The following is a 20296-nucleotide window of genomic DNA, read 5'->3' on the forward strand; positions in this document are numbered from 1 at the left end:
TGCAACTAGCAAACACTCTACAACTGGTAAATAAAATAATGCCACTCATTGAGTGGCATTATTTTTATCATCTTAAGGTGTTATTTCAGAAACTTAATCGACAGCGGATATTGATAAGCGATACCGTCACTGGCTTTGACTATCGCGATAATAGTACAAATAATATCTAATAATGCTAACGCAGCTAGCAGTAACACGCCAACGCCCACCAAAATCAAAACTGCCGAAATCATCGCATAAATCATTAAACTCAATTTGAAGTTAAGGCAATTTTTACCACACTGATTAGCAAACTCATACTCGTCACGCTTCATCAACCACACAATCAACGGACCTAATACGCTACCAAATGGAAAAGTATACCCAGCAAAACTGGCGGCGTGGATCAATAAGCCCATGTCTTTTGCTTGCTTACTTACTTCACCTGTCGGTTCAGACATTCGATGTTCCTTATCATGCTGTTATTGTGTATTCGTTATTATTTAGCGGTATTTAATTAACTGGCTTTACCATACAAACGCATTGCCCAGTCTTCAATACTTTGTTGTGCCAAGCGGCGTTGCAATGATTCGACCCAGCTTTGTGCTAAACCTTCACAAGCAAGTAAAATTTGATACTGCTCGGCATCAAACTCAGGTAAAAAGTAAATTTGCATCGCCTTAGCAATACTAATGTCAGTTTTACGCTCAATTAAACAAATGCTATCGCTTGGGCGAATAACCCCTTCAGACAATACCCGATAAAACCAACCACACATGCGGCTTTCTTGCATCGCGAGGGCAAATTTGGGTTGGTCAAATTGTACATTGAGCTTAAAACAAGGTGAGCGTGGTTGGGTAACTTGCAAAGTGACATCGCCAATTTGAACAATATCACCAATATTGACGAGGGCTTCATTCACACCGACAGTGCTGATATTTTCACCCATTGATGGCGCATCTTTAAAGCTAGACATTAAGTCCCAGCGGCGGTATTGGCCATAATGTTCGCGGGGAAAATGATGCAATACTCGATCTAAACCGCCATGATGCTTAGGATCAGCCTCACTATTGCCCACCACGCTATCAAACTGCACCGTCAGTTGTGTTGCGGCATGCTTTTGGTTAATACCACTGGCAACACCATTGTGCATTTGCACTTGGTCGCCTAGATACAACCCCGAAATACGATTAACCCACGTTTTATTCATCCTGCTTTCCCCACATATCTTGTAGAATCAATATACTCAAATTTCAGGCAAAAAAAAGCCTTACAGGGGAATAGTAAGGCAATAAAAAATATGGGAGTTAATACCGCAAAATACCCATTACATAGACGTATTTACGCTTAAATATGAGTATAAGTTGATTAGACCGGCACAGAATAATGCTCAAAGATGACATAAAAATGACAGCTGCAAAGATTTTAATTAACTTGATGTTAGATGCTTTTTAAGCGCTTCTCCAGGGATAGAGCTCGGGGTTGCAACAGCAAATGAGGCCCATAACGCCCCCTGATGCATTGCTTCAAAAATAGGCATATTTTGGCATAGTCCATGGATAACACCCGCTGCATACGCATCGCCCGCACCCGTGGTATCAACAACCTCAGCCATCACCGCGGGAACATGTTGTTCGCCTTCAGCGCTGTAGGCTATCGCACCTTTATCACCATCGGTAACAATAAAATACTGTAATGCATCACCAGCAATAGATTGAGCAAACGACCACGGCGCTTGATTGCAACGTCCTTGCATATCGGTAATCGAGGCAATCAACACATGACAAGGACGCTTGCGCTGATCTTTAGCCAATTGAGCAATTACTTTGCAACGAGGATTACTGTCGATAGCATCTTGCGCCCATATATCAGCACCATTTGCAGATGAATTGATATAAAACGCGTCCCATTGTTGCCAATTGGGAGCATGAGATAACTCGAATATCGGCCGCTGCGGTCGAATAATGGTGCGCTCGCCATCAGGAGTCATCACCAACAGCATCTCACAAGTGTTACCGCTAAAACGATGAACTAAACGACAATCTAATCCAAGGGTGCTTGCTTTCGCTAAAATCCAATCTCCAATGTCGTCACTGCCCACTTCGCTAACTAACGACACATTATGTTTAGCCCACACCAACCCTAAGCCGGTATTTGCACCACCACCGCCTAAACGTAAACCACCATCTTGATAATGAAACCGCCCGCCAGTTTGCAATGGTTTGTCTAACCGTAAAATTCGGTCACAATTGATATTAGCGAGCAGTAAAATGTTGGCCATAGCGATACCTAGAATAACCCCGACGAAAGAGTGTTGAGTATAACAAAATCGGCGTAGATCACACGGCTATCGACATAATTACATATCAGTCTCAGCAAGCGGTTGACGCAGCTGGGCTCGCACATTGTCCATACCAGAGTAAAACTCTTTCATCATTAAGAGGCCCAACATTTTTCCGTTGTCGGTCACAATCAATTCATCAGGGTTAACCGGATCATTTTTTATCGCGCCCATGGCTTTCATTGACGCCATTTCTTTAAATAAGGCAGTGTCTAAATTGACATTAAAGTTATCGCGGAAATACTGACGAGATAAACGTCCAGAGAACATACCCAGTAAGAAACGATATTGCATGACTTCTTTTAATTGGTATTTTTTCTGTTGCTCAACCGCCATGCGACCCTGCGCAATGCGTTGCTGGTATTTTTTCAGTGAAAAGGTATTTACATACAAAGTATCATTTAAAAAACTAAATGAACCCGACCCCACACCTAGGTACTCATCATAATCAATTACGTACTCATCAAAACCTTCATTATCGGTTTTACCAAATGCCCAAGCAGAAAGTTGGTTATACTGACCCGTTAAGCTATTCAAAATCTGGCGATACTGGTTAACCATTTCACCATGAGGAGCAGCGAGTTGGCCTTTAACGCTTTTACGAGTTTGGTGAGTAATCATTAACGGATAAGTAGTAATTTGGCGCGGGTCCAGCTTAGATGCCATGTCGAGATCTGATTGGATAATCTCGTCGGTTTGACCTCTAAAACCAAAAATTAAATCAACGTTGATAATCGGGAATAACTCTTTTGCCGCCATAATGCGGTCAAAAGTTTCTTGTCCAGAACCAAACTTATCTAAACGGTCGGTCATTTTTAAAATACCGTCATCAAAGCTTTGCACCCCAATCGACATTCTGTCGACCAAACCTTTAAGTTGTTTAAACTCAGGGCTGGCTAAATGCTGTGGATCTGACTCACAAGACACCTCTTTAATGCCCGGGAATAATGTTTTTGCGTGTTCAATGGTACGAGCTAATTCATCTTCTAATACCGTGGTAGTGCCGCCACCAATGTACATTGACTCAAATTCATAACCTAAGTCTTTCGCCATCTGCATTTCTTTGCGTAGTGCAATAAAGTACTCACGCGCCTTGTCTTCACGGAATAAAAAACGGTGAAAAGTACAAAACGAGCACAAGGTATGACAAAAGGGAATGTGGGCGTACAACATGTACTTTTTGCCTTCAACAGGCTTAGGCATGCGATCCGTTGAAATCGTGTCAAGACGCAGATTTTTGTCGACATAATACTGCATAACCCGTTCCATCGAACTTATCATCCAGTTAGGCACGGTAATATTGGCTTGGTAAGGTTTAATCAACTCTTGGCTGGCTGATTGAATGATTGAAGACATAGAAAATCCTAATTGAATGAAGCCCTGAGAGCAAAACCATTGATAGCAAAGTGTCAATATACAAATATGCCACACGCAGAAAGCAAAACTATCACTTTAGCGGTAGCTAAAATGTGAAGTAACTAATAGATATGCAAACTAACATGGTTAAAGAAGATCATTTGTTAAGCAGATCATGTTTTAGGTACTGCTGTTGCCAACCGTGTCTAAAACGAGGTATGGCACTTGAGGTCACTGATTGATAGGCAATTAATTCGAACTAACTTTCGAGTCAACAAGCGCAAAAGAGATCATAAATAGACGTTGTTGGTCAGGGTAAACCTGTTGGATAAGGTGTTTAAGCTCATCTAAAGGTAAGCCTTCTTGGTCGGCATGCAATTCATTGATGTCGTCAAAGGCTAATGGCTCAACGGCCAAAATAACAATGTCACAAACCTTAGTATGGCTTTCAAGGGTGTAGACCTCAACTTGAGTACCTGGTTGGTAATGACTTTCGCTAAAATCACGGATGGTAATCGTCTTTTGGCCCGACGCCACTAATGGCGTTAAAAACTCAAAAAAAGTTATTTGTGTTGGTGCAATTGCAGACATATTAAACTCTTAACCAATGAAATAACCCAATGTAAACGCGTATTATAACCGAGCAAACTCACCCGGGCTTTGATCAAAGTAGCGTTTAAATTCACGGCTAAATTGTGCGGTACTTTCATAGCCCACCTGGGTAGATACCTCTTTCACTTTCAGCCGTTGTAATTGCAATAACTCTCTGGCTTTATTTAAGCGGATTTTCTTTAAATATTGAATCGGCGAAGACGTTGTAACCTCTTTAAAACAACGATGAAATGCTGACGGGCTCATGTTAACCAAACTCGCTAACGTATCCACCTCAACCGACTCGCCGTAATGCTTATGGATATAACTCAAGGCTTTTTCAACCCGAGATAAACGAGTGTGGGTTAACGACAAAGCATATAGCGGCGCGGAATTTGGCGCATCTAATAAGCGATATAACAGTTCGAGTACTAACGCCTCGCCCATCACTTTAGCCTCTAACGGCGACTGCAAAGCCTGTAATAAGCGAATAACACTGCAATCCATGTCTTCAGTGCTGTTGGCAATAAAAAAACCACTTTGGCGCGACTCATTTAAATCTTTTGGGATCTGATGGTGCTCGTCCATTAACCTAACGATGTAATTTAACTGCACTAAGTTAATATCAACCATCAACACTAATACTGGCTCTTCAATACTGGCAAAGGTTTCGCATTCAACCGGCAGCGGTACCGTCATCACTAAAGAATGTTGGCGGTCATAATCGAAGGTTTGATCCTCAATATAAACACGCTTTTTACCCTGGCCAACGATCAATACACCTTGCGAGTAGCACAATGGACCTCGAGAAGCATATTGTGAGCCACGAAACACTCGCACCCCGGCTAAATGAGTATCATTAATTCCTTCCTTTGGCGCCAATTGTGCCATTAAATTTGCTATCTCACTCATGCTACCGCCTTGATAAAATTAACTGCACCGCTGCCAAGTTGAGATCGATCTTATCAAAAAAGTAGAAAAAGGTATGGTATTTATCAAATAAACCTCTTATTTGAACAAAAAAAGTAGGAATGAGCATAATCACAATAGTTCTGTGTCTGTTTATTTTGACTAAGAAGACTATTATAGACACATGATTTCTGGTTGTTGTTTACACCATCCTTAAAACCTGATGCTTAAGCTCATGGCTAAACAGCAACATACTTATTGTTTTATCGCTAAACCAAAAGGCGTCAATTATGCTTAATTTTAATTATCGTAACCCTACTCATGTTGTTTTCGGCAAAGACCGTATCGCAGAGTTAGATCAACTTATACCAGCCAATGCCAGAGTCTTAATCACTTACGGTGGTGGTAGCGTAAAACGTTTCGGCACGCTTGATAAAGTCAAAGCCGCTTTGGGTGATCGTACTGTATTTGAATTTGGTGGTATTGAAGCCAACCCCAAATACGACACTCTTCTAAAAGCAGTAGAAGTGGCTCGCAATGAAAAAATCGACTTTCTATTAGCTGTGGGTGGTGGTTCAGTCATGGACGGCACCAAATTTATCGCACTCGCCACTCAGTTTGAAGGCGACACTGCCAGCTTGCTACAGCACGGGTTTAACCCTGTGCCAGTGGCTGATGACAAAGTGATTCCACTCGGTGTGATTGCTACCCTGCCGGCTACGGGCTCTGAAATGAACGCCTTTGCAGTCGTAAGCTATCAAGGCGGTAAGTTCCCAGTAAACCACCCATGTGCTTACCCAACATTTGCCATGTTAGATCCAGAATTAACCTTCAGCTTGCCAAAAATTCAGGTTGCTAACGGTGTGGTTGATGCATTTGTGCATGTACTTGAACAATATGCCACTTACCCTGTTGATGCTCGTGTACAAGACCGCATGGCAGAAGGTATTTTACGTACTCTAATAGAAGTGGGTCCTATCACCGTTGAAGAGCCTACCAACTACGATGCCCGTGCAAACTTAATGTGGAGTGCAACATCGGCCCTAAATGGCATGATTGGCACAGGTGTACCGTTAGATTGGTCGACTCACATGATTGGCCACGAGTTAACAGCACTGTTTGATATTGACCATGCACAAACGCTCGCCGTGATATTGCCATCACTATGGCGCGTGCTTAAAGAACAAAAACACGCTAAATTAGTCCAATACGCTACACGCGTTTGGGATATTACAGAAGGTGACGAAGCAAGCCGTGTAGATCAGGCTATCGATAAAACCGAAGCTTTCTTCAAGCAAGTGGGTTTACCAGTGCGTTTACGCGACCATGGTGTAACGCAAGAGCAACTATCACAAGTTGTTGACGCGTTAGAAGCTCACGGCATGACAGCATTATCAGAAAGCGGTAAAGTTGATTTAGCCACCAGCCGTCAAATTTTAGATATGGCGTGGTAGTCAGCATTTAATCGAAACGACATTAAGTTCGCTTCGAGTTGTTCAAAACTAAAAAGGGCTTAACAATGGCATGCATTGTTAAGCCCTTTTTGTTGTTATTCTTTAAAAGACTAATGCGGCGTCACATTTGAAAATAAATTCATGATTACCACACCAATCAGAATAAATCCCATGCCCACTAGTGCGCCTAAATCTAATTTTTGACCGTACAACACCCACGCAATCAGGGTGATTAATACAATCCCCAGGCCTGCCCATGTAGCATAAGCGACGCCGACCGGGATCCCTTTTAACGCAAGAGAAAGAAAGTAAAAAGACAACACATAGCCAACAATAACCAAAACTGAAGGCACAATTTTAGTAAACCCATCACTGGCTTTAAGCGCAGATGTCGCCACCACTTCCGTTAAAATCGCCACACTTAATAATAACCAACTTTTCATTTTACTTTCTACCCAGAAAAACAGGCGAGCAGTATAAAGATTAATCACTACAAAATCAGCTTTCGAATGCTTATCAATATCCATAAATTAACTCACCCGATTTAATCTATCTATGTCATCACACAGCTTTACTTTGCTGTTATCGAATCAATTTCATATTTCACATTAAACGCCCCCAAAAAGTGTAAATAGGCTGATGCCGTTATTTTGTACCTCAAACAATCAATCAAGACTATTACTTGTATTTACATTCACTATCGGTTTATGTTGTCAATATGTTAAATGATTAACTCGAATCTCACGGCGCTACGGCCCTCAAAAATTAGGTATTGAATTGGTGATAACGTGAAGGGATTTTCAACAACTTCTTTATCTATGTTTTTACTGTGTATTTACTGCCTTAGTGCCGCTGCAAACGTTACGGTAACGAAAGAGATAAATAGTGACGCTAACGTTGTACTTGAGCAATGTAAAACTCGTATAAAACAAGTCTCTCCCAAAACGAGCCTCAGTTTTTGTCACCAACAGTTCACGGCATTAGACAAAGAAAACCATCCGATCACTGCCGCTAAATTACAATTGACGTTATACGATCTTTACCTTGAGTTAGGCAATGCTGCGGCTGCTGAACAACAACTCATCAGCGTAAAGAATAGCGCCGGATTTAAACAAAATGCCGAAATCCAATACCTTTGGTTTCGCAAAAGTGCAGCAGAAAAACTCTATAAAAAAGACTATGTAGAAGCCAGAGACCTATTCGAAAACGCATTCAATATTGCGCAAACAGCACAATCAGATCTTTGGCTAGCCAAAAGCTACAACGACTTAGCATTAACAGAACAGTATTTAAACCACTATGCTAAGGCCTTAAGCTATTACCAAAAAAGTTTGGCCATAAAAGAAGCGATAGGCAATGATTTTTATACCGCGATTACCTTGAATAACCTGGGGCTTATTTATAAAAAGCTCGAAAAATATACCGAGTCTCAACGCTATTTTGAATTGTCTCTTGAGCACTATTTACGCTACACAAGTGGCAATGCTGATATAGATGCCATTAGTTATATGTCGCATCTCTACGGAAACCTTGCGGAGATATACAATATAAACAACGAGTTCAATAAAAAGCACTTTTATAGTGATAAGGTGATATCGGCTTATAACGACAATTTAACAGGTAACGATAAACTTTCGGCTTTAATCAATTTGGCCACAATCCATATCAATGCAAATGAATTTGTTCCAGCTCAAGCTGTTGCAGAGAGTTTATCCATGTATTTACCTCGTCAAGATCACTCATTCCATGATGTTATTTACTATTTAAAAGCACAAATAGCCAATCATCAAAAAGATGTCACACAAGCAATTACATTGATTGAAAGCGCTATGGATTATAGCGACGCCAAGCAAGACTCATTACAGAAAATGAGTATCTATCAATATGCAAGTGAGCTCTATTATGACAATGGACGCCCTTATGAATCCTTAGTGTATTTAAAACGTTATCAAGTATTACATGAAGCTTTACTTGAGAAAAAATACAATGAAAACATTAAAGTAATCCAAAGTGATATTGAGAATGAACGCGTACAAAGAGCATTAGCTGAAGAGCAAATCATCAATCAACAGAAAAGCCAAGAAATTGATAAACTACTTAACTTAATTTTGGGAATCACTAGTATTAGTTTGCTTATCGGTTTTGTGGTGAGTTTTTATATTTATCGAAAACGTAAAGCTCAACAGCATTTAATGACCATTATTGAGTCACATAAGCAGCAGTTATTTTTATTGTCTAATGATGACTCAGCAGATCAGGAAGAGAACGAACAACAACCAGACACCTCACCACAATCACCAAGCGAATTAACAGCCTCGTTTGCAGAATTGCTGGTCACGACCATGCTTGATTGCATTAATATTTGGGAAAAAAGCACTAAAACTAATAAAGTAGAATTAGCCGACAGAAGCCAAATTTGGACGATATCTATCGACTCTGGTCGTCTAAGAACACGCTCTTTAGATAAATACCTACACGTAAAAAAATTACCTGATAATCCACGTTGGCGTAATGTGGTTAAAACATGTCACTTCATCTTATCTGAGTGCAATTTGTCTAACGATGATAGAACATTACTGACCTCGCACCTTGACCGAATTATGCAAGTGATCAAGAGCGAGTCTTTAGGCGCAACGTAATCGATTAATTTTGCGGCTTACCCACCTTTTTTGAGTAATGGTTGCTGCAGTTTAATCTCGCGAACACTGTCTCTAACTACTGGCTTAAGTACATTTTTATACACACAACTAAACGTTAATCCTTCGGCCAATCGATAATCACTTTGTTGTGCTGTCGCTGGATTTATCCCCACTAAAAAGCTATTAGGTGCAATAAACTTAGGCATTAGATTATTATTTTGATCTTTGATATTAATCGAAGCATAAGCATTACACATCGACACAGCCACAAGCCCTGCAATATTGATTCGATTAGTTACGCTATTAAGATCGGGTGAAATAACATTATTGTCTTGTAGCTTGGTGAATGGGTCTATCACACCATGAAACCCACCTAATTCATCTATTTCAGTTTCTGGTTGCTGCATCTGTCGAGTGTTCATCGATTGTGACGCTGCAACATGATCATTATGTAATGTCAGCTGTTTACTCATCATCCATTTTTCAATATCAAAGTACTGAGCACGGTAATGATACTGTTTAATCATATCCATCTCGCTCAGTTCAAAAGTGATTTCGGTTTTAATCGCAGCACTGACAGGCGTGAGTTCATTAAATGTAAGTTGGTGCGCAGATGCGCTACCAGCACAACTAAGCAGAGTGACTAAGGGCAATATGTATTTCATAAAATATCCTTTTTAGAATGAATGCATCAACTTAGACGCTATGCATTTCCATTTTTATAGTCCACTAAATACTAGGGTAAATTTGGGTAAAACACAAAACACCCCCTTTTTAACCCTCTAACTTTACTGACTTTTTTTCCTTAACTGTTAGTTTTGAATCAGCTTAAGTCATTAAGCATGCTTCAACATTTTACTAACCAGAATAAGGAAGGTCAGGATGAGTATATTCAAAAAAACATTAATCAGTATGTGTCTAATGAGTGCATCAACGATGGTTTGTGCAACCCCAATAACCGCTAACGTCACAGCAGATAACGATTTCATTGTGGTACATTCACCAGGTAATGGTAGTACACCTACGGTGGTTTACCGTGGGGTCAATGGCAGTAATTGGCAAAAAATCGAATCATTCAAATTTGATATCGACAACTCAGCACAATCACTAGAAACCTGTTCAGTCAGTGTTATTGCATGGGGGGATGGTAAGGTTTCACAAGGCATGGCAGCTATTTTTAAAGGCGATAGCACGATTTATACCGGCTCAGGGCATTTTAAAGCGCACCAATCAACGACGCCATCGTCCGGTTGGGCACAAACAGGCGGACCTAATGCGAGCCAAATTAATACCTTAATTGCAGATACCTTGTCTAATGGTCAACCACCTTATCTATTGCCAGGCTCTGTCGCGGGAGGCACCTCACCCTGGGGAACAATGAACTTCCCTCTCGCCAGTAATGTGAATGCGAATAATTTCCGCTGGGCTTGGTCGACAAGTCATTTAGCCCCAAAAACCTATTCTGTATTCACCGCTGCCTGTGGGGATATCGTTGACTCGGCACAAGTTGCTGTCCATATGCCTGGAGAACACTTCCAATGTTATGGTGTGCAGAAAGGAGATGCTCTTCGTGAAGAAACCATCATGATTGAGGATCAGTTTGGTAAAACGCGTGCCGTTTTGGGTAAGCCAGTATTGTTATGTAACCCTTCAAGCAAGATCCACAACGACAAGATGTATAAAATGCGAAATGAAAAGCGTCATATGGTTTGTTATGACTTAATCAAGCAAAACAAAGTGAGAAACCACAATCTTGAAATCAATAACCAATTTGCTCCTGATCAGATAGTCAATGATCAACGAGAGCTTTTCTGTGTACCGTCGAGTAAAAAACACTTAAAGCCTGTCAAGCCTAATACACCCGGTAAGCCGATCCCAAGAGAAATGAAAAGAGCAGAAATAAAACCATTAAAGCAACGATAAACTTACATTGAGAAATGGTTATGTATAGTCAGTGAGCCCCCTCACTGACTCTTTTTATTGGAGAAAAATGACAAAATACATTCTCGCGCATAGAAATCTACACACCCATCTCAACCGCTTTTTTAGGGGTAAAACTACTGCCTATTGACGCAATAATCACTAAACCAATTGCCAGCCACTGTAATAAAGATAATTGTTCACTCAAAATAACAAAACCAGCCAAGGCTGCGATAGCAGGCTCTAAACTCATGAGGACACTAAACGCTTGAGTCGGCATATTACGCAGCGCCACCATTTCTAATGAATAGGGTAAAGCACTTGATAATACAGCCACCAACAATCCAAGTGGTAATACTTCCCAGCTAATTAACGCTACCCCTTGGGTAACAACACCAACGGGGACTAAAACGATCGCCGCTACCGTCATACCAAAGGCCACCGTTATGCCGCCCGATGCTTGCTTGCCAGTACGAGTGCCAAATAAAATATACCCAGCCCAACAAGCTCCGGCGCCAAGTGCCATCAATGCCCCTGCGATATCAAGCCCTTGAGCGCTCGACAAACTTGGCATGAGTAATAAAATTCCCGCTATGGCGCAGGCCACCCAAAACAAATCACTTTTGCGCTTTGAGCTAAATAAGGCTACTGCAAGAGGGCCGGTAAATTCTAGTGCAACGGCAATCCCAAGGGGAATACGTTCGATTGAGAGATAGAATAAGATATTCATCCCACCCAGGCACAAACCATAAATAATAATGCTTTGCCACTCTCGGCCCTGAGGCAGTGCTCGCCAAGGGCGGAACACTAACCACAAAACGGCTGCGGCAAAACCTAAACGCAAAGCCGTGGTGCCTTCTGGGCCAATAATAGGGAAAAGCTGTTTAGCCAAAGATGCACCCGATTGAATCGTCACCATTGCCAACAACACACTACCGACAGCAGTAAGAAGTACACGATTGATTTTCATAGAAAAATCCAAGCATTAACAAAACAATAACGGCATTCTACATGAGCAAGTGAAAACCGAGCAGTATTAAATATCAACATCCACAGAAGTCATACCATTACGCGATTAATATTATGTCTGTGCGATGTTTTTTATAAAGGTGATTTTGCTGTTCGTTGTTGAACCATTATTATCATAACCACAGATATGATAACCACTGGTAATAAGCATATGTAACATGTTTGGAAACTGATTCATGGACTTAACCCTAATCGCTTTAAATCCATGCCTCATCGCCCAAGACTCTTGCAACTGACGTAATTGAGAAGCGACTTTCATTTCTCTGTGCTGTGGCGCAACACCGCCAAGCCAACTGTAAAACTCATCATGATTGAGCGCATAGCCCACTTTAAAACCAATGGGCGTTGAATCGTACTTAGCCACTAAAATTAACGATCTTTTACCCGCAAGACGCTCGGCTATTGTGGTTGCCGTGATGCTATTGCCAAACTCAGGTACAACTGCAAGTACCGCGACAATATCGTCTACCGTACCTTCAACAAACTGGTAAGTCATAATGCCCTCTCTTTATCCCACTACCCAACGATATAATAACCGACCCGGCATAACCGCAAATGTGCCCGCAACAATTAACCCACCGCAATACAACACAATCATGCTGCGTTTATGGCCATTAACATGACCTTTTTTAATATAAAAATACCCCGCAGGTACCGCATACAATGTCAGTAAACTTAACAAATGAATATAGCCAAAATGATTAAAAAATAGCGGGCCTAATTGCGCAGGCATAAACAATGACACTGTGGCAGTAAACAACATCAACAGCATATAAACTTTACCTAATGCTTTGTGTTTAGGTGTCCCTTTTTTGACGAGCAGTAAATAGGTGCCAATCAAAAAAGCAGGCACCACTGTGGCTAAATGCAGATACGCTAAATGAACATAATCCATATGCTTACTTCTCCCTTAAAAATATCGCTTATCAGGAAAGTTAACCATTTTTGCGATATTTAGCGGCTCAAGATAATGCATTAAGCCATGATTAATCAATAAGCCTCTTTTTGAGGCAGAAAAAAACACCTTATCAGTTGCCCAATAAGGTGTTTAGCAGATGACACGCCATTAATTTACTTTTTGTAAGTTAAAGTGCCATTTTGTTTGATCTCATCAAACCACAAGTTGTGATGTTGAGTTGCCCAGTTTTCGTCACAGTAGCCAGATACCATACACTCCATACCACCTTCAGACATGACTGTCGCCATAAAGATATGCACGATAGAAAACGCGGTAATAATAATGGCGCTCACCGAGTGAAGTACTAAAGCGATTAAGCTTAGAGTACGGCTTGGTTCAAATACATTTGGGAACAGTAACAACATGCCTGAGGCACAAATGACTAACCCGAACAATGCAAAGGTCCAAAACCATAATTTTTCACCGGCGTTAGCAAAACCTGCATCAGGGTGCTTACCTTTAAATGGACCAAAATTAATATAACCACCAACATAGAGCATCCACTTGATGTCGTACATTTTTGGCATTTGATTTTTAGCCCACAGTACGGTCATGAGTAGCCAACCGAACATAAATGGAATGGCCATGTAATCATGCACTAACTTGGCGGCATTAATTAATCCAGCCCATAAGCCTTCACTCAAATATGGATGGAAAAAGAAACGACCCGCTAACAGCGTTAACCCAGTTAAAATCAGCAACAAGCAAGGAATCGCCCCCAGCCAGTGAATACTGACATCAAACTTTGACCAGCGGTGAACCATTTTGCCAGAAAAACCACCGTGTAATTTTGAAATGCCGTTTACTTTAATAAACAACACAAACACGATAATCATGCCAAACAACGCAGCCATAATGGCTGGTGCTAATAAGTCACTACGTAGCTGAAACACACGCATGTCGTAGGTATTAATGAGCTGGTTATGAGCCTGACCTTTAGACGTGGTAACGCCTTGAGCACCGTCTTTTACTTGAGTCCACATTAGCTCGTTGGCTGAACTCGGCTCTTCTGCGGTATTTGCCATTGCAAAACCACAAAAAAGTAAATTCAGCGCCACAGATAACGCGATTAGTATATTTTTCATGTTACATCCTTTTGAGTTGCTAGGTGCTCAATCTCTTGAATACCTAGCAACACTTGGAGACTAACTTAACAACGGAGAATTAACCCCAAATTGCCTTGTTAGAACCACGAGAAGCAACACGCTCACGGTAGATATTTGATACCACACCGGCATCACCCGCAAGCAACGATTTAGTTGCACATAACTCAGCACACATTGGCAACTTACCTTCAGCAATACGGTTAGAACCGTATTTGAGGCGCTCTGCTTCAGAATGATCTTCTTCAGGGCCGCCAGCACAGAAAGTACATTTGTCCATTTTGCCACGGCCGCCGAAAGTCGACTTTTGTGGGAACTGAGGTGCACCAAAAGGACACGCATAGAAACAGTAGCCACAACCGATACAGGTATCTTTGTTGTGTAGCACTATGCCGTCTTCGGTACGATAGAAACAATCGGTTGGGCATACCGCCATACAAGGTGCATCAGTACAGTGCATACAGGCAACTGAGATTGAAGCTTCACCGGGTTCACCGTCTTTAAGTGTCACCACGCGGCGACGTTGAATACCCCACTCTAAAGCAGAGTCGTTTTCGTTTTTACATGCAGTGACACAGCCATTACATTCAATGCAGCGCTTGGTATCACATAAAAATTTCATTGTAGCCATATTGGCAATTCTCCTAGCTTAGCTGCAATTACGCTTTTACAATCTGACAAAGTGACGCTTTGGTTTCCTGCATTTGAGTCACAGGATCATAACCATAAGTCAATGCAGTGTTAGCCGATTCACCGATAACGTAAGGCACTGTGCCTTCTGGATAGTTATCTGCCAAACTCTCGCCGTGCATCACACCAGCAAAGTGGTATGGCATCCAAGTGACACCTGGCTTAACGCGTGGAGTCACCATAGCTTTAATCTTAATTCGGCCACCTTCAGCACCTTCAAGCCATACTGTATCGCCATCACGCAGGCCACGGTCGGCAGCGTCTGCTGGGTTAATTTCAACAAACATTTGTTGTTGAAGCTCTGCAAGCCAAGGATTAGAGCGTGACTCTTCACCGCCACCTTCATATTCAACTAAACGACCCGAAGTCAGTGTTAGTGGATATTTAACTGAGCTGTCATGTTCTTGAATTGATTTATACAAGGTCGGTAAACGGTGAACTTGCATATCATTGTAAGTAGGATACTTAGCCACAAGATCGCGACGCGGTGTATAAAGCGGCTCACGGTGAACAGGTACTTGGTCAGGGAAGTTCCAAACAATACAACGCGCTTTAGCGTTACCATAAGGAATACAACCATGCTTCATTGCCACGCGCTGGATACCACCTGAAATATCAGTTTTCCAGTTGTGACCGTCTGCATGTTGCTTTTCTTCTGCAGTCAAATCATCCCACCAGCCAAGCTGTTTAAGCATGTCTGCGGTAAACTCTGGGTAACCGTCTTCAATTTCAGAACCAACAGAGAAACTGCCTTCAGCAAGTAAGTTTTTACCCTCGTATTCAACACCATAACGTGCACGGAAGTTACCACCGCCCTGTAATACATGTTTATTTGTGTTGTACAAAATTTGAGTGCCAGGGTGTTTCTGCTCTGGTGTGCCCCAACATGGCCAAGGTAGACCATAGGTTTCACCTTTCACTTCGCCGCCAAGCGCTTCTAGAGTCTTATTGCTAAACAAGCCCCAGTTTTGAGTATGCTGCTTAAGACGCTCTGGGCTTTGGCCTGACATACCAATAGTCCACATACCGCGGTTAATTTCGCGAGTAATGTCTTCAATCACTAACAGATCGTTAGCATCTTTGGCGATACGCTTAGTGTATTCTTTATCGATGCCCAGCTTTTGCGATAAGCGGTACATGATTTCAAGGTCTGTTTTCGACTCAAATAATGGCTCGATAACTTTTTCACGCCATTGCTGACTACGGCCTGAGTTTGACACAGAACCTTCCGTTTCAAACTGAGTCGCGGCAGGTAACAAGTACACACCATCTTGGCGACGATGCATTACCCCCGCCATGGTTGGGAATGGATCCACAACAACGACGGTTTCCATTTTGTCTAGTGCATCACGTACATCAGACTGACGAGTTTCAGTGTTAACTGACTGACCCCAGAAGAATCCCATACGAACACGGTCTTTTTGAGCAAGTTTTTCTGGCGTTTCTAACACACCATCGTGCCAGCGAGAACATGGAATACCAGGCGTATTCATAGGCACACGGCCTAAGTATTCATTTTGGTCAAAACGTGATTTAACCCAATCTAAATCTAAACTCCAAACGTTGCTCCAATGTTCCCAAGCACCTGAAGTTAAACCGTAATAACCTGGTAAGGTATCAAATAACAGACCTAAGTCTGTTGCACCTTGCACGTTATCGTGACCACGGAAGATGTTAGTACCGCCGCCTTGAATACCCATGTTGCCTAGTGCAAGCTGTAAAATACAGTAGGCACGAGTGTTTGCATTACCCACGTGATGCTGAGTACCACCCATACACCAGATAACGGTACCTGGACGGTTTTCGGCCATAATTTTAGCCGCTTGGTAGACTTCTTCTTCGCTACAACCGGTAATGTGTGCCACTTCTTTAGGTGGGAACTTCTTCACTTCTTCGCGAATAGAGTCCATGGCAAAAACACGTTGGTCAATAAAGCTCTTATCTTCCCAACCGTTTTCAAAAATATGCCATAACATCCCGTAAATAAATGGAATATCAGTACCAGGACGAAGACCGCAATGTAAATCAGCGTGTGCAGCTGTGCGTGAGAAACGCGGGTCAACAACAACTAATTTAGCGTTGTTTTTTTCTTTAGCGATTAAGATATGTTGCATTGCAACCGGATGCGCCTCTGCAGGGTTCGCACCGATAAAGAAGATTGCATGTGCATTCTGAATATCATTAAAAGAGTTAGTTTGCGCACCGTAGCCCCAAGTGTTTGCAACACCGGCTACCGTGGTAGAGTGACAAATACGCGCTGAATGGTCGACATTGTTGGTGCCCCACACCGCGGCAAGTTTACGATACATGTAGCAGCCTTCGTTAGAAAACTTAGCGCTACCCATAAAGTAAACAGAATCAGGACCTGACTCTTTACGGATATCCATCATCTTGTCGCCAACTTCATTAAAAGCTTGATCCCAAGAGATTTTCTTCCACTTCCCACCCACTAATTTCATTGGGTATTTAAGGCGTTTTTCACCGTGACCATGCTCACGTAATGCTGCACCTTTGGCACAGTGGCCGCCAGCGTTGAATGGATGGTCAAATGCAGGCTCTTGGCCAGTCCATACTCCATTTTGTACTTCAGCGTATAAACCACAACCTACAGCACACGCACTACAAATAGTCCGTTTGATTTCGGTTGGTGCATTATGAGGTACATCTTTCGCTTCAGCGCGACGGATCATACCAGTACCCATCATTGACGCTGCAGCAATACCGCCTGTTGCAACACCCATTTGTTTCATAAACTGACGACGATTAATACCAAGCTTATTAGAAGCATTATTGGTAGGAGCCGTATCTGATTTGCGCGTTAATTTCATCGCTAAATTCTCCTAAACTAGCCGCGTAAGCTATCGTAATAACTGCGAATGTGGGCTGTTTCTTGATAGCCTTTAATATGAGAAGTGCTTGCACTTTGCTCTGTTGCGTTGGCAACCTTAATGCCTGTCGCGGCAATAGCGACGCCTGCTGTACTACCAATAGTGATAGCTTTCAGCAAAGATCTGCGATTCAGATCAGGTTGTTGCTTACTCATGTAATCTCCATCGAAAAGGAAGCACTTTTTAACATGTTGCCAATACTGTCATTTTGTTAAAAAGTGCGAACGGAACACCTAGCTTAAGCACAGTGTTTAAAATTTCGAGGTGATACTAAGAGTGATAGTGATGTCGTAAATTGATCTATATTAAGGAAGGGGGTTTTTATTAGCTTAAAAAGCCAGAAATGTCTTTGAGATCACACATATAGCTGTTTAAAAATTAAACACTTAATTACCTTGGCTTAATTAAGCATGTTCAGCAGGATAAATGCGCTTTGGAGATGTTAATTTTTGAAGTGGGAGAGAATAAAAAACACCTCGAGGGGCATCCTCAAGGTGTGATAATAATATTGCTAAATTACGCCAATTTATGCGACACAACGCAATCAAAACAAGATAGTGTAGCGTCCCATTATTCAGCTATAGCTTGATGAAATGCCTTAATAAATACTGGGTAGTCTTCTATTTGCGGCATATGGCCTAAACCTTCAAGTTCGATTAAGGTTGAGCCTTTAATTAACTGATGTGCATTAACGCCCAATTTTTTATACTCGCCTAATTTTCTTGTTACCCCGTCTTTTAACCACCCCCGACCTGGGCCGGTTTGGTCTCGGGTACCGATAATTAATACTGTTTCACTGGTTATTTGCGAAAACCTGTCGACGATGTTTTCCGAGAAAATAGGCCCATAAGTGAGGGCATTATTCCAAGCAACGATAGGCCAATCATCGCCAGCTAAGGTTCCTTGTAATGGCACTAATAATTTTTCATACTCACTAGACCATTTGCCATCATAATAGTTAGCTTTTTGGTAATTACGCGCTTTATCTAAGGTTTTACCTAGTTCATTTTTGTAGAAAAAATTTACGTCTTTAAATTGCACATACTGACTGTAATCTTCTAAGCCAATAGGATTAATCAAAATCAGTTTACTGACCGCACTTGGGTAATTAACCGCAAAGGTTGTCGCTAACATACCGCCCATTGAATGACCAACGAGCTCAAATTGCTTAATCTGTAAGCTATCTAACAACAATTTTGTATTAAGCGCCAGTTGGCCGAAACTGTATTGATAAAAGTCGGGTTTAGTGGATTTACCAAAACCAATCTGGTCAGGAATAATCACTCGATAACCGTTTTTAAGCAGGTCATTGGCGACTTGTTCCCAGTAATATCCCGAGAAGTTTTTGCCGTGCAATAACACCATCACTTTTTTGGCATCTTTGTCGCCAATGTCCATATAGCGCATGGCTAAATCGGTTTTTTGCGAATTAAAATTAAACGTTTTAACATCAAAAGGATAATCAAAACCATCTAACTCTTTGTTGTATTTAACGGGCTCTGCCGCGAATGCTGGCGCTAATGCTGTAAAAAAGCTCAACACTATTAGATAAACATACTTCATACCTGTCTCACTGAAAGAAATGACAAAAAACAAAAACTTACCATGCCAGCCATTTCGCATTAACACAACATCGATTTTTTCATTCATTACATTGCATAACACGCCGAGCTATCAGCCCACATTGCAAATACCCCCTCCCTTCCATTGAGCAGTAAAGTCATGAATGTTTAAAAACGTGAGTAGTGACAACCTGCCACAAAGTAACAACTAGGTTAATTCACATTCCTAGGCAATAAGTTATAGGCATTTCTGACAGTATCCTCCCCATAAAGTCGTTCTAACTTTCGTACAATAAAATGGCCTCTGGCCATGTCTTGAAAGTGATCAATAAACACAGTATTGATGATTGCGCCACCCGCAGCGCCAATAGCAGGTAAAGCTTGAGCCGCCGCTTTTTGGGTGACTTGAACGCCAAATTTTTCAGAAATATTGCTGATGAGCTTAACCAAAAGCGGAGCTGCTTCGTCGGTTATCCCTTTCGTCACCATAAATTCAGCCGCCTCCGACACCGATTTTGCTAACGCCGCTCTCACCGCAAAATAACCTGACTCACTGCTGTCGTCTACATCACTCGCACCGCCTAAGGCAAACACTTCTAAACAAGCCATTTTAGTGTCGAGGGAGGTAATAAATTCGCCTTCACTGCGGGCAATATCAGCAATAGAGCGCAACATAATAGATGTGGAAACGGGCAGTTCAACGGCAATGGCTGTCAAACCAAAAAAACCACCTACACCACCACTCACTGCAGCACCGAATTTGTGCCAGCGATTAGATGACGCTTCACCGGGAACATCTTTCATTGTAAAGATAGCGGCTTCAGAGGCTTTCATTAACGATTTTTCAGTGACTTTGGAGATATTTTTATTCCAGTTA

General features: G+C 41.8%; 20 protein-coding genes. 3 read left to right on the forward strand and 17 right to left on the reverse strand.

The window, feature by feature from the left end; genetic code table 11:
- Positions 1 to 80: 80 nt before the first annotated feature.
- From PQR79_RS15750 to PQR79_RS15775, 6 genes are all read right to left on the reverse strand, one after another.
- A complete protein-coding gene (locus PQR79_RS15750) occupies positions 81 to 440 on the reverse strand; it encodes a DUF4870 domain-containing protein (protein WP_238107322.1) in 360 nt (119 codons plus the stop codon).
- A 56-nt stretch (positions 441 to 496) separates the two neighbouring features.
- Positions 497 to 1189 (reverse strand): MOSC domain-containing protein, encoded by a 693-nt coding sequence (locus PQR79_RS15755; RefSeq protein ID WP_238107323.1) that lies wholly within the window; start codon positions 1187 to 1189, stop codon positions 497 to 499.
- Positions 1190 to 1408: 219 nt separating this feature from the next.
- Positions 1409 to 2260 carry a PfkB family carbohydrate kinase gene (locus PQR79_RS15760; RefSeq protein WP_238107324.1) on the reverse strand — a complete coding sequence of 284 codons (852 nt, stop codon included), beginning with the start codon at positions 2258 to 2260 and terminating at the stop codon, positions 1409 to 1411.
- A gap of 78 nt (positions 2261 to 2338) precedes the next feature.
- Positions 2339 to 3676, reverse strand: coding sequence for a coproporphyrinogen III oxidase family protein (locus PQR79_RS15765; protein WP_238107325.1), 1338 nt, complete (start codon positions 3674 to 3676; stop codon positions 2339 to 2341).
- Between the two features lie 249 nt (positions 3677 to 3925).
- Positions 3926 to 4267 carry a N(4)-acetylcytidine aminohydrolase gene (gene yqfB, locus PQR79_RS15770; RefSeq protein WP_238107326.1) on the reverse strand — a complete coding sequence of 114 codons (342 nt, stop codon included), beginning with the start codon at positions 4265 to 4267 and terminating at the stop codon, positions 3926 to 3928.
- Between the two features lie 42 nt (positions 4268 to 4309).
- Positions 4310 to 5179, reverse strand: coding sequence for an AraC family transcriptional regulator (locus PQR79_RS15775; RefSeq protein ID WP_238107327.1), 870 nt, complete (start codon positions 5177 to 5179; stop codon positions 4310 to 4312).
- A gap of 287 nt (positions 5180 to 5466) precedes the next feature.
- Between PQR79_RS15775 and PQR79_RS15780 the strand changes: the two genes are divergently transcribed.
- A complete protein-coding gene (locus tag PQR79_RS15780) occupies positions 5467 to 6630 on the forward strand; it encodes an iron-containing alcohol dehydrogenase (RefSeq protein WP_238107328.1) in 1164 nt (387 codons plus the stop codon).
- Positions 6631 to 6740: 110 nt separating this feature from the next.
- Here the strand turns inward: PQR79_RS15780 and PQR79_RS15785 are convergent, their stop codons facing one another.
- Positions 6741 to 7073 carry a DMT family transporter gene (locus PQR79_RS15785; protein ID WP_238107359.1) on the reverse strand — a complete coding sequence of 111 codons (333 nt, stop codon included), beginning with the start codon at positions 7071 to 7073 and terminating at the stop codon, positions 6741 to 6743.
- Positions 7074 to 7418: 345 nt separating this feature from the next.
- Between PQR79_RS15785 and PQR79_RS15790 the strand changes: the two genes are divergently transcribed.
- Entirely contained in the window at positions 7419 to 9269 is a 1851-nt protein-coding gene (locus PQR79_RS15790) for a tetratricopeptide repeat protein (protein ID WP_238107329.1), read from the forward strand.
- Positions 9270 to 9286: 17 nt separating this feature from the next.
- Here the strand turns inward: PQR79_RS15790 and PQR79_RS15795 are convergent, their stop codons facing one another.
- Positions 9287 to 9934: a hypothetical protein gene (locus PQR79_RS15795; RefSeq protein WP_238107330.1), complete on the reverse strand. Its 648-nt coding sequence runs from the start codon at positions 9932 to 9934 to the stop codon at positions 9287 to 9289.
- A gap of 217 nt (positions 9935 to 10151) precedes the next feature.
- On the opposite strand from PQR79_RS15795, the gene PQR79_RS15800 reads away from it, so the two are divergent.
- The gene (locus PQR79_RS15800; protein WP_238107331.1) at positions 10152 to 11192 is read left to right on the forward strand and encodes a DUF7450 family protein; all 1041 of its coding nucleotides are present in this window, start codon (positions 10152 to 10154) and stop codon (positions 11190 to 11192) included.
- Positions 11193 to 11289: 97 nt separating this feature from the next.
- On the opposite strand, the gene PQR79_RS15805 is transcribed toward PQR79_RS15800, so the two are convergent.
- The 9 genes from PQR79_RS15805 to PQR79_RS15845 all read right to left on the reverse strand — a co-directional run.
- Positions 11290 to 12159: an EamA family transporter gene (locus tag PQR79_RS15805; protein WP_238107332.1), complete on the reverse strand. Its 870-nt coding sequence runs from the start codon at positions 12157 to 12159 to the stop codon at positions 11290 to 11292.
- 111 nt (positions 12160 to 12270) lie between these two features.
- Positions 12271 to 12714 (reverse strand): GNAT family N-acetyltransferase, encoded by a 444-nt coding sequence (locus PQR79_RS15810; RefSeq protein WP_238107333.1) that lies wholly within the window; start codon positions 12712 to 12714, stop codon positions 12271 to 12273.
- A gap of 12 nt (positions 12715 to 12726) precedes the next feature.
- Positions 12727 to 13113 (reverse strand): DUF2306 domain-containing protein, encoded by a 387-nt coding sequence (locus tag PQR79_RS15815; RefSeq protein WP_238107334.1) that lies wholly within the window; start codon positions 13111 to 13113, stop codon positions 12727 to 12729.
- A gap of 176 nt (positions 13114 to 13289) precedes the next feature.
- Positions 13290 to 14201 carry a formate dehydrogenase subunit gamma gene (locus tag PQR79_RS15820; RefSeq protein ID WP_238107360.1) on the reverse strand — a complete coding sequence of 304 codons (912 nt, stop codon included), beginning with the start codon at positions 14199 to 14201 and terminating at the stop codon, positions 13290 to 13292.
- Positions 14202 to 14340: 139 nt separating this feature from the next.
- Complete coding sequence (gene fdh3B, locus PQR79_RS15825; RefSeq protein ID WP_238107335.1) at positions 14341 to 14910, reverse strand: formate dehydrogenase FDH3 subunit beta; 570 nt, start codon at positions 14908 to 14910, stop codon at positions 14341 to 14343.
- A 28-nt stretch (positions 14911 to 14938) separates the two neighbouring features.
- Complete coding sequence (locus tag PQR79_RS15830) at positions 14939 to 17797, reverse strand: formate dehydrogenase subunit alpha (protein WP_238107336.1); 2859 nt, start codon at positions 17795 to 17797, stop codon at positions 14939 to 14941.
- 17 nt (positions 17798 to 17814) lie between these two features.
- Positions 17815 to 18012, reverse strand: coding sequence for a formate dehydrogenase (locus PQR79_RS15835; RefSeq protein ID WP_188958691.1), 198 nt, complete (start codon positions 18010 to 18012; stop codon positions 17815 to 17817).
- Positions 18013 to 18427: 415 nt separating this feature from the next.
- The gene (locus PQR79_RS15840) at positions 18428 to 19507 is read right to left on the reverse strand and encodes an alpha/beta fold hydrolase (protein WP_238107337.1); all 1080 of its coding nucleotides are present in this window, start codon (positions 19505 to 19507) and stop codon (positions 18428 to 18430) included.
- Between the two features lie 125 nt (positions 19508 to 19632).
- Positions 19633 to 20296, reverse strand: a 664-nt coding sequence (locus PQR79_RS15845) for an EcsC family protein (protein ID WP_274408566.1), incomplete at its 5' end; no start/stop codon positions are given.

The organism is Shewanella metallivivens, from assembly GCF_028750675.1.
In the GTDB taxonomy this organism is placed as follows: domain Bacteria; phylum Pseudomonadota; class Gammaproteobacteria; order Enterobacterales; family Shewanellaceae; genus Shewanella; species Shewanella metallivivens.

Coding starts and splice junctions, on each gene's coding strand:
- PQR79_RS15750 (WP_238107322.1), bottom strand. CDS start 440: ATGTCTGAACCGACAGGTGAAGTAAGTAAGCAAGCAAAAGACATGGGC.
- PQR79_RS15755 (WP_238107323.1), bottom strand. CDS start 1,189: ATGAATAAAACGTGGGTTAATCGTATTTCGGGGTTGTATCTAGGCGAC.
- PQR79_RS15760 (WP_238107324.1), bottom strand. CDS start 2,260: ATGGCCAACATTTTACTGCTCGCTAATATCAATTGTGACCGAATTTTA.
- PQR79_RS15765 (WP_238107325.1), bottom strand. CDS start 3,676: ATGTCTTCAATCATTCAATCAGCCAGCCAAGAGTTGATTAAACCTTAC.
- yqfB (WP_238107326.1), bottom strand. CDS start 4,267: ATGTCTGCAATTGCACCAACACAAATAACTTTTTTTGAGTTTTTAACG.
- PQR79_RS15775 (WP_238107327.1), bottom strand. CDS start 5,179: ATGAGTGAGATAGCAAATTTAATGGCACAATTGGCGCCAAAGGAAGGA.
- PQR79_RS15780 (WP_238107328.1), top strand. CDS start 5,467: ATGCTTAATTTTAATTATCGTAACCCTACTCATGTTGTTTTCGGCAAA.
- PQR79_RS15785 (WP_238107359.1), bottom strand. CDS start 7,073: ATGAAAAGTTGGTTATTATTAAGTGTGGCGATTTTAACGGAAGTGGTG.
- PQR79_RS15795 (WP_238107330.1), bottom strand. CDS start 9,934: ATGAAATACATATTGCCCTTAGTCACTCTGCTTAGTTGTGCTGGTAGC.
- PQR79_RS15800 (WP_238107331.1), top strand. CDS start 10,152: ATGAGTATATTCAAAAAAACATTAATCAGTATGTGTCTAATGAGTGCA.
- PQR79_RS15805 (WP_238107332.1), bottom strand. CDS start 12,159: ATGAAAATCAATCGTGTACTTCTTACTGCTGTCGGTAGTGTGTTGTTG.
- PQR79_RS15810 (WP_238107333.1), bottom strand. CDS start 12,714: ATGACTTACCAGTTTGTTGAAGGTACGGTAGACGATATTGTCGCGGTA.
- PQR79_RS15815 (WP_238107334.1), bottom strand. CDS start 13,113: ATGGATTATGTTCATTTAGCGTATCTGCATTTAGCCACAGTGGTGCCT.
- PQR79_RS15820 (WP_238107360.1), bottom strand. CDS start 14,201: ATGGCAAATACCGCAGAAGAGCCGAGTTCAGCCAACGAGCTAATGTGG.
- fdh3B (WP_238107335.1), bottom strand. CDS start 14,910: ATGGCTACAATGAAATTTTTATGTGATACCAAGCGCTGCATTGAATGT.
- PQR79_RS15830 (WP_238107336.1), bottom strand. CDS start 17,797: ATGAAATTAACGCGCAAATCAGATACGGCTCCTACCAATAATGCTTCT.
- PQR79_RS15835 (WP_188958691.1), bottom strand. CDS start 18,012: ATGAGTAAGCAACAACCTGATCTGAATCGCAGATCTTTGCTGAAAGCT.
- PQR79_RS15840 (WP_238107337.1), bottom strand. CDS start 19,507: ATGAATGAAAAAATCGATGTTGTGTTAATGCGAAATGGCTGGCATGGT.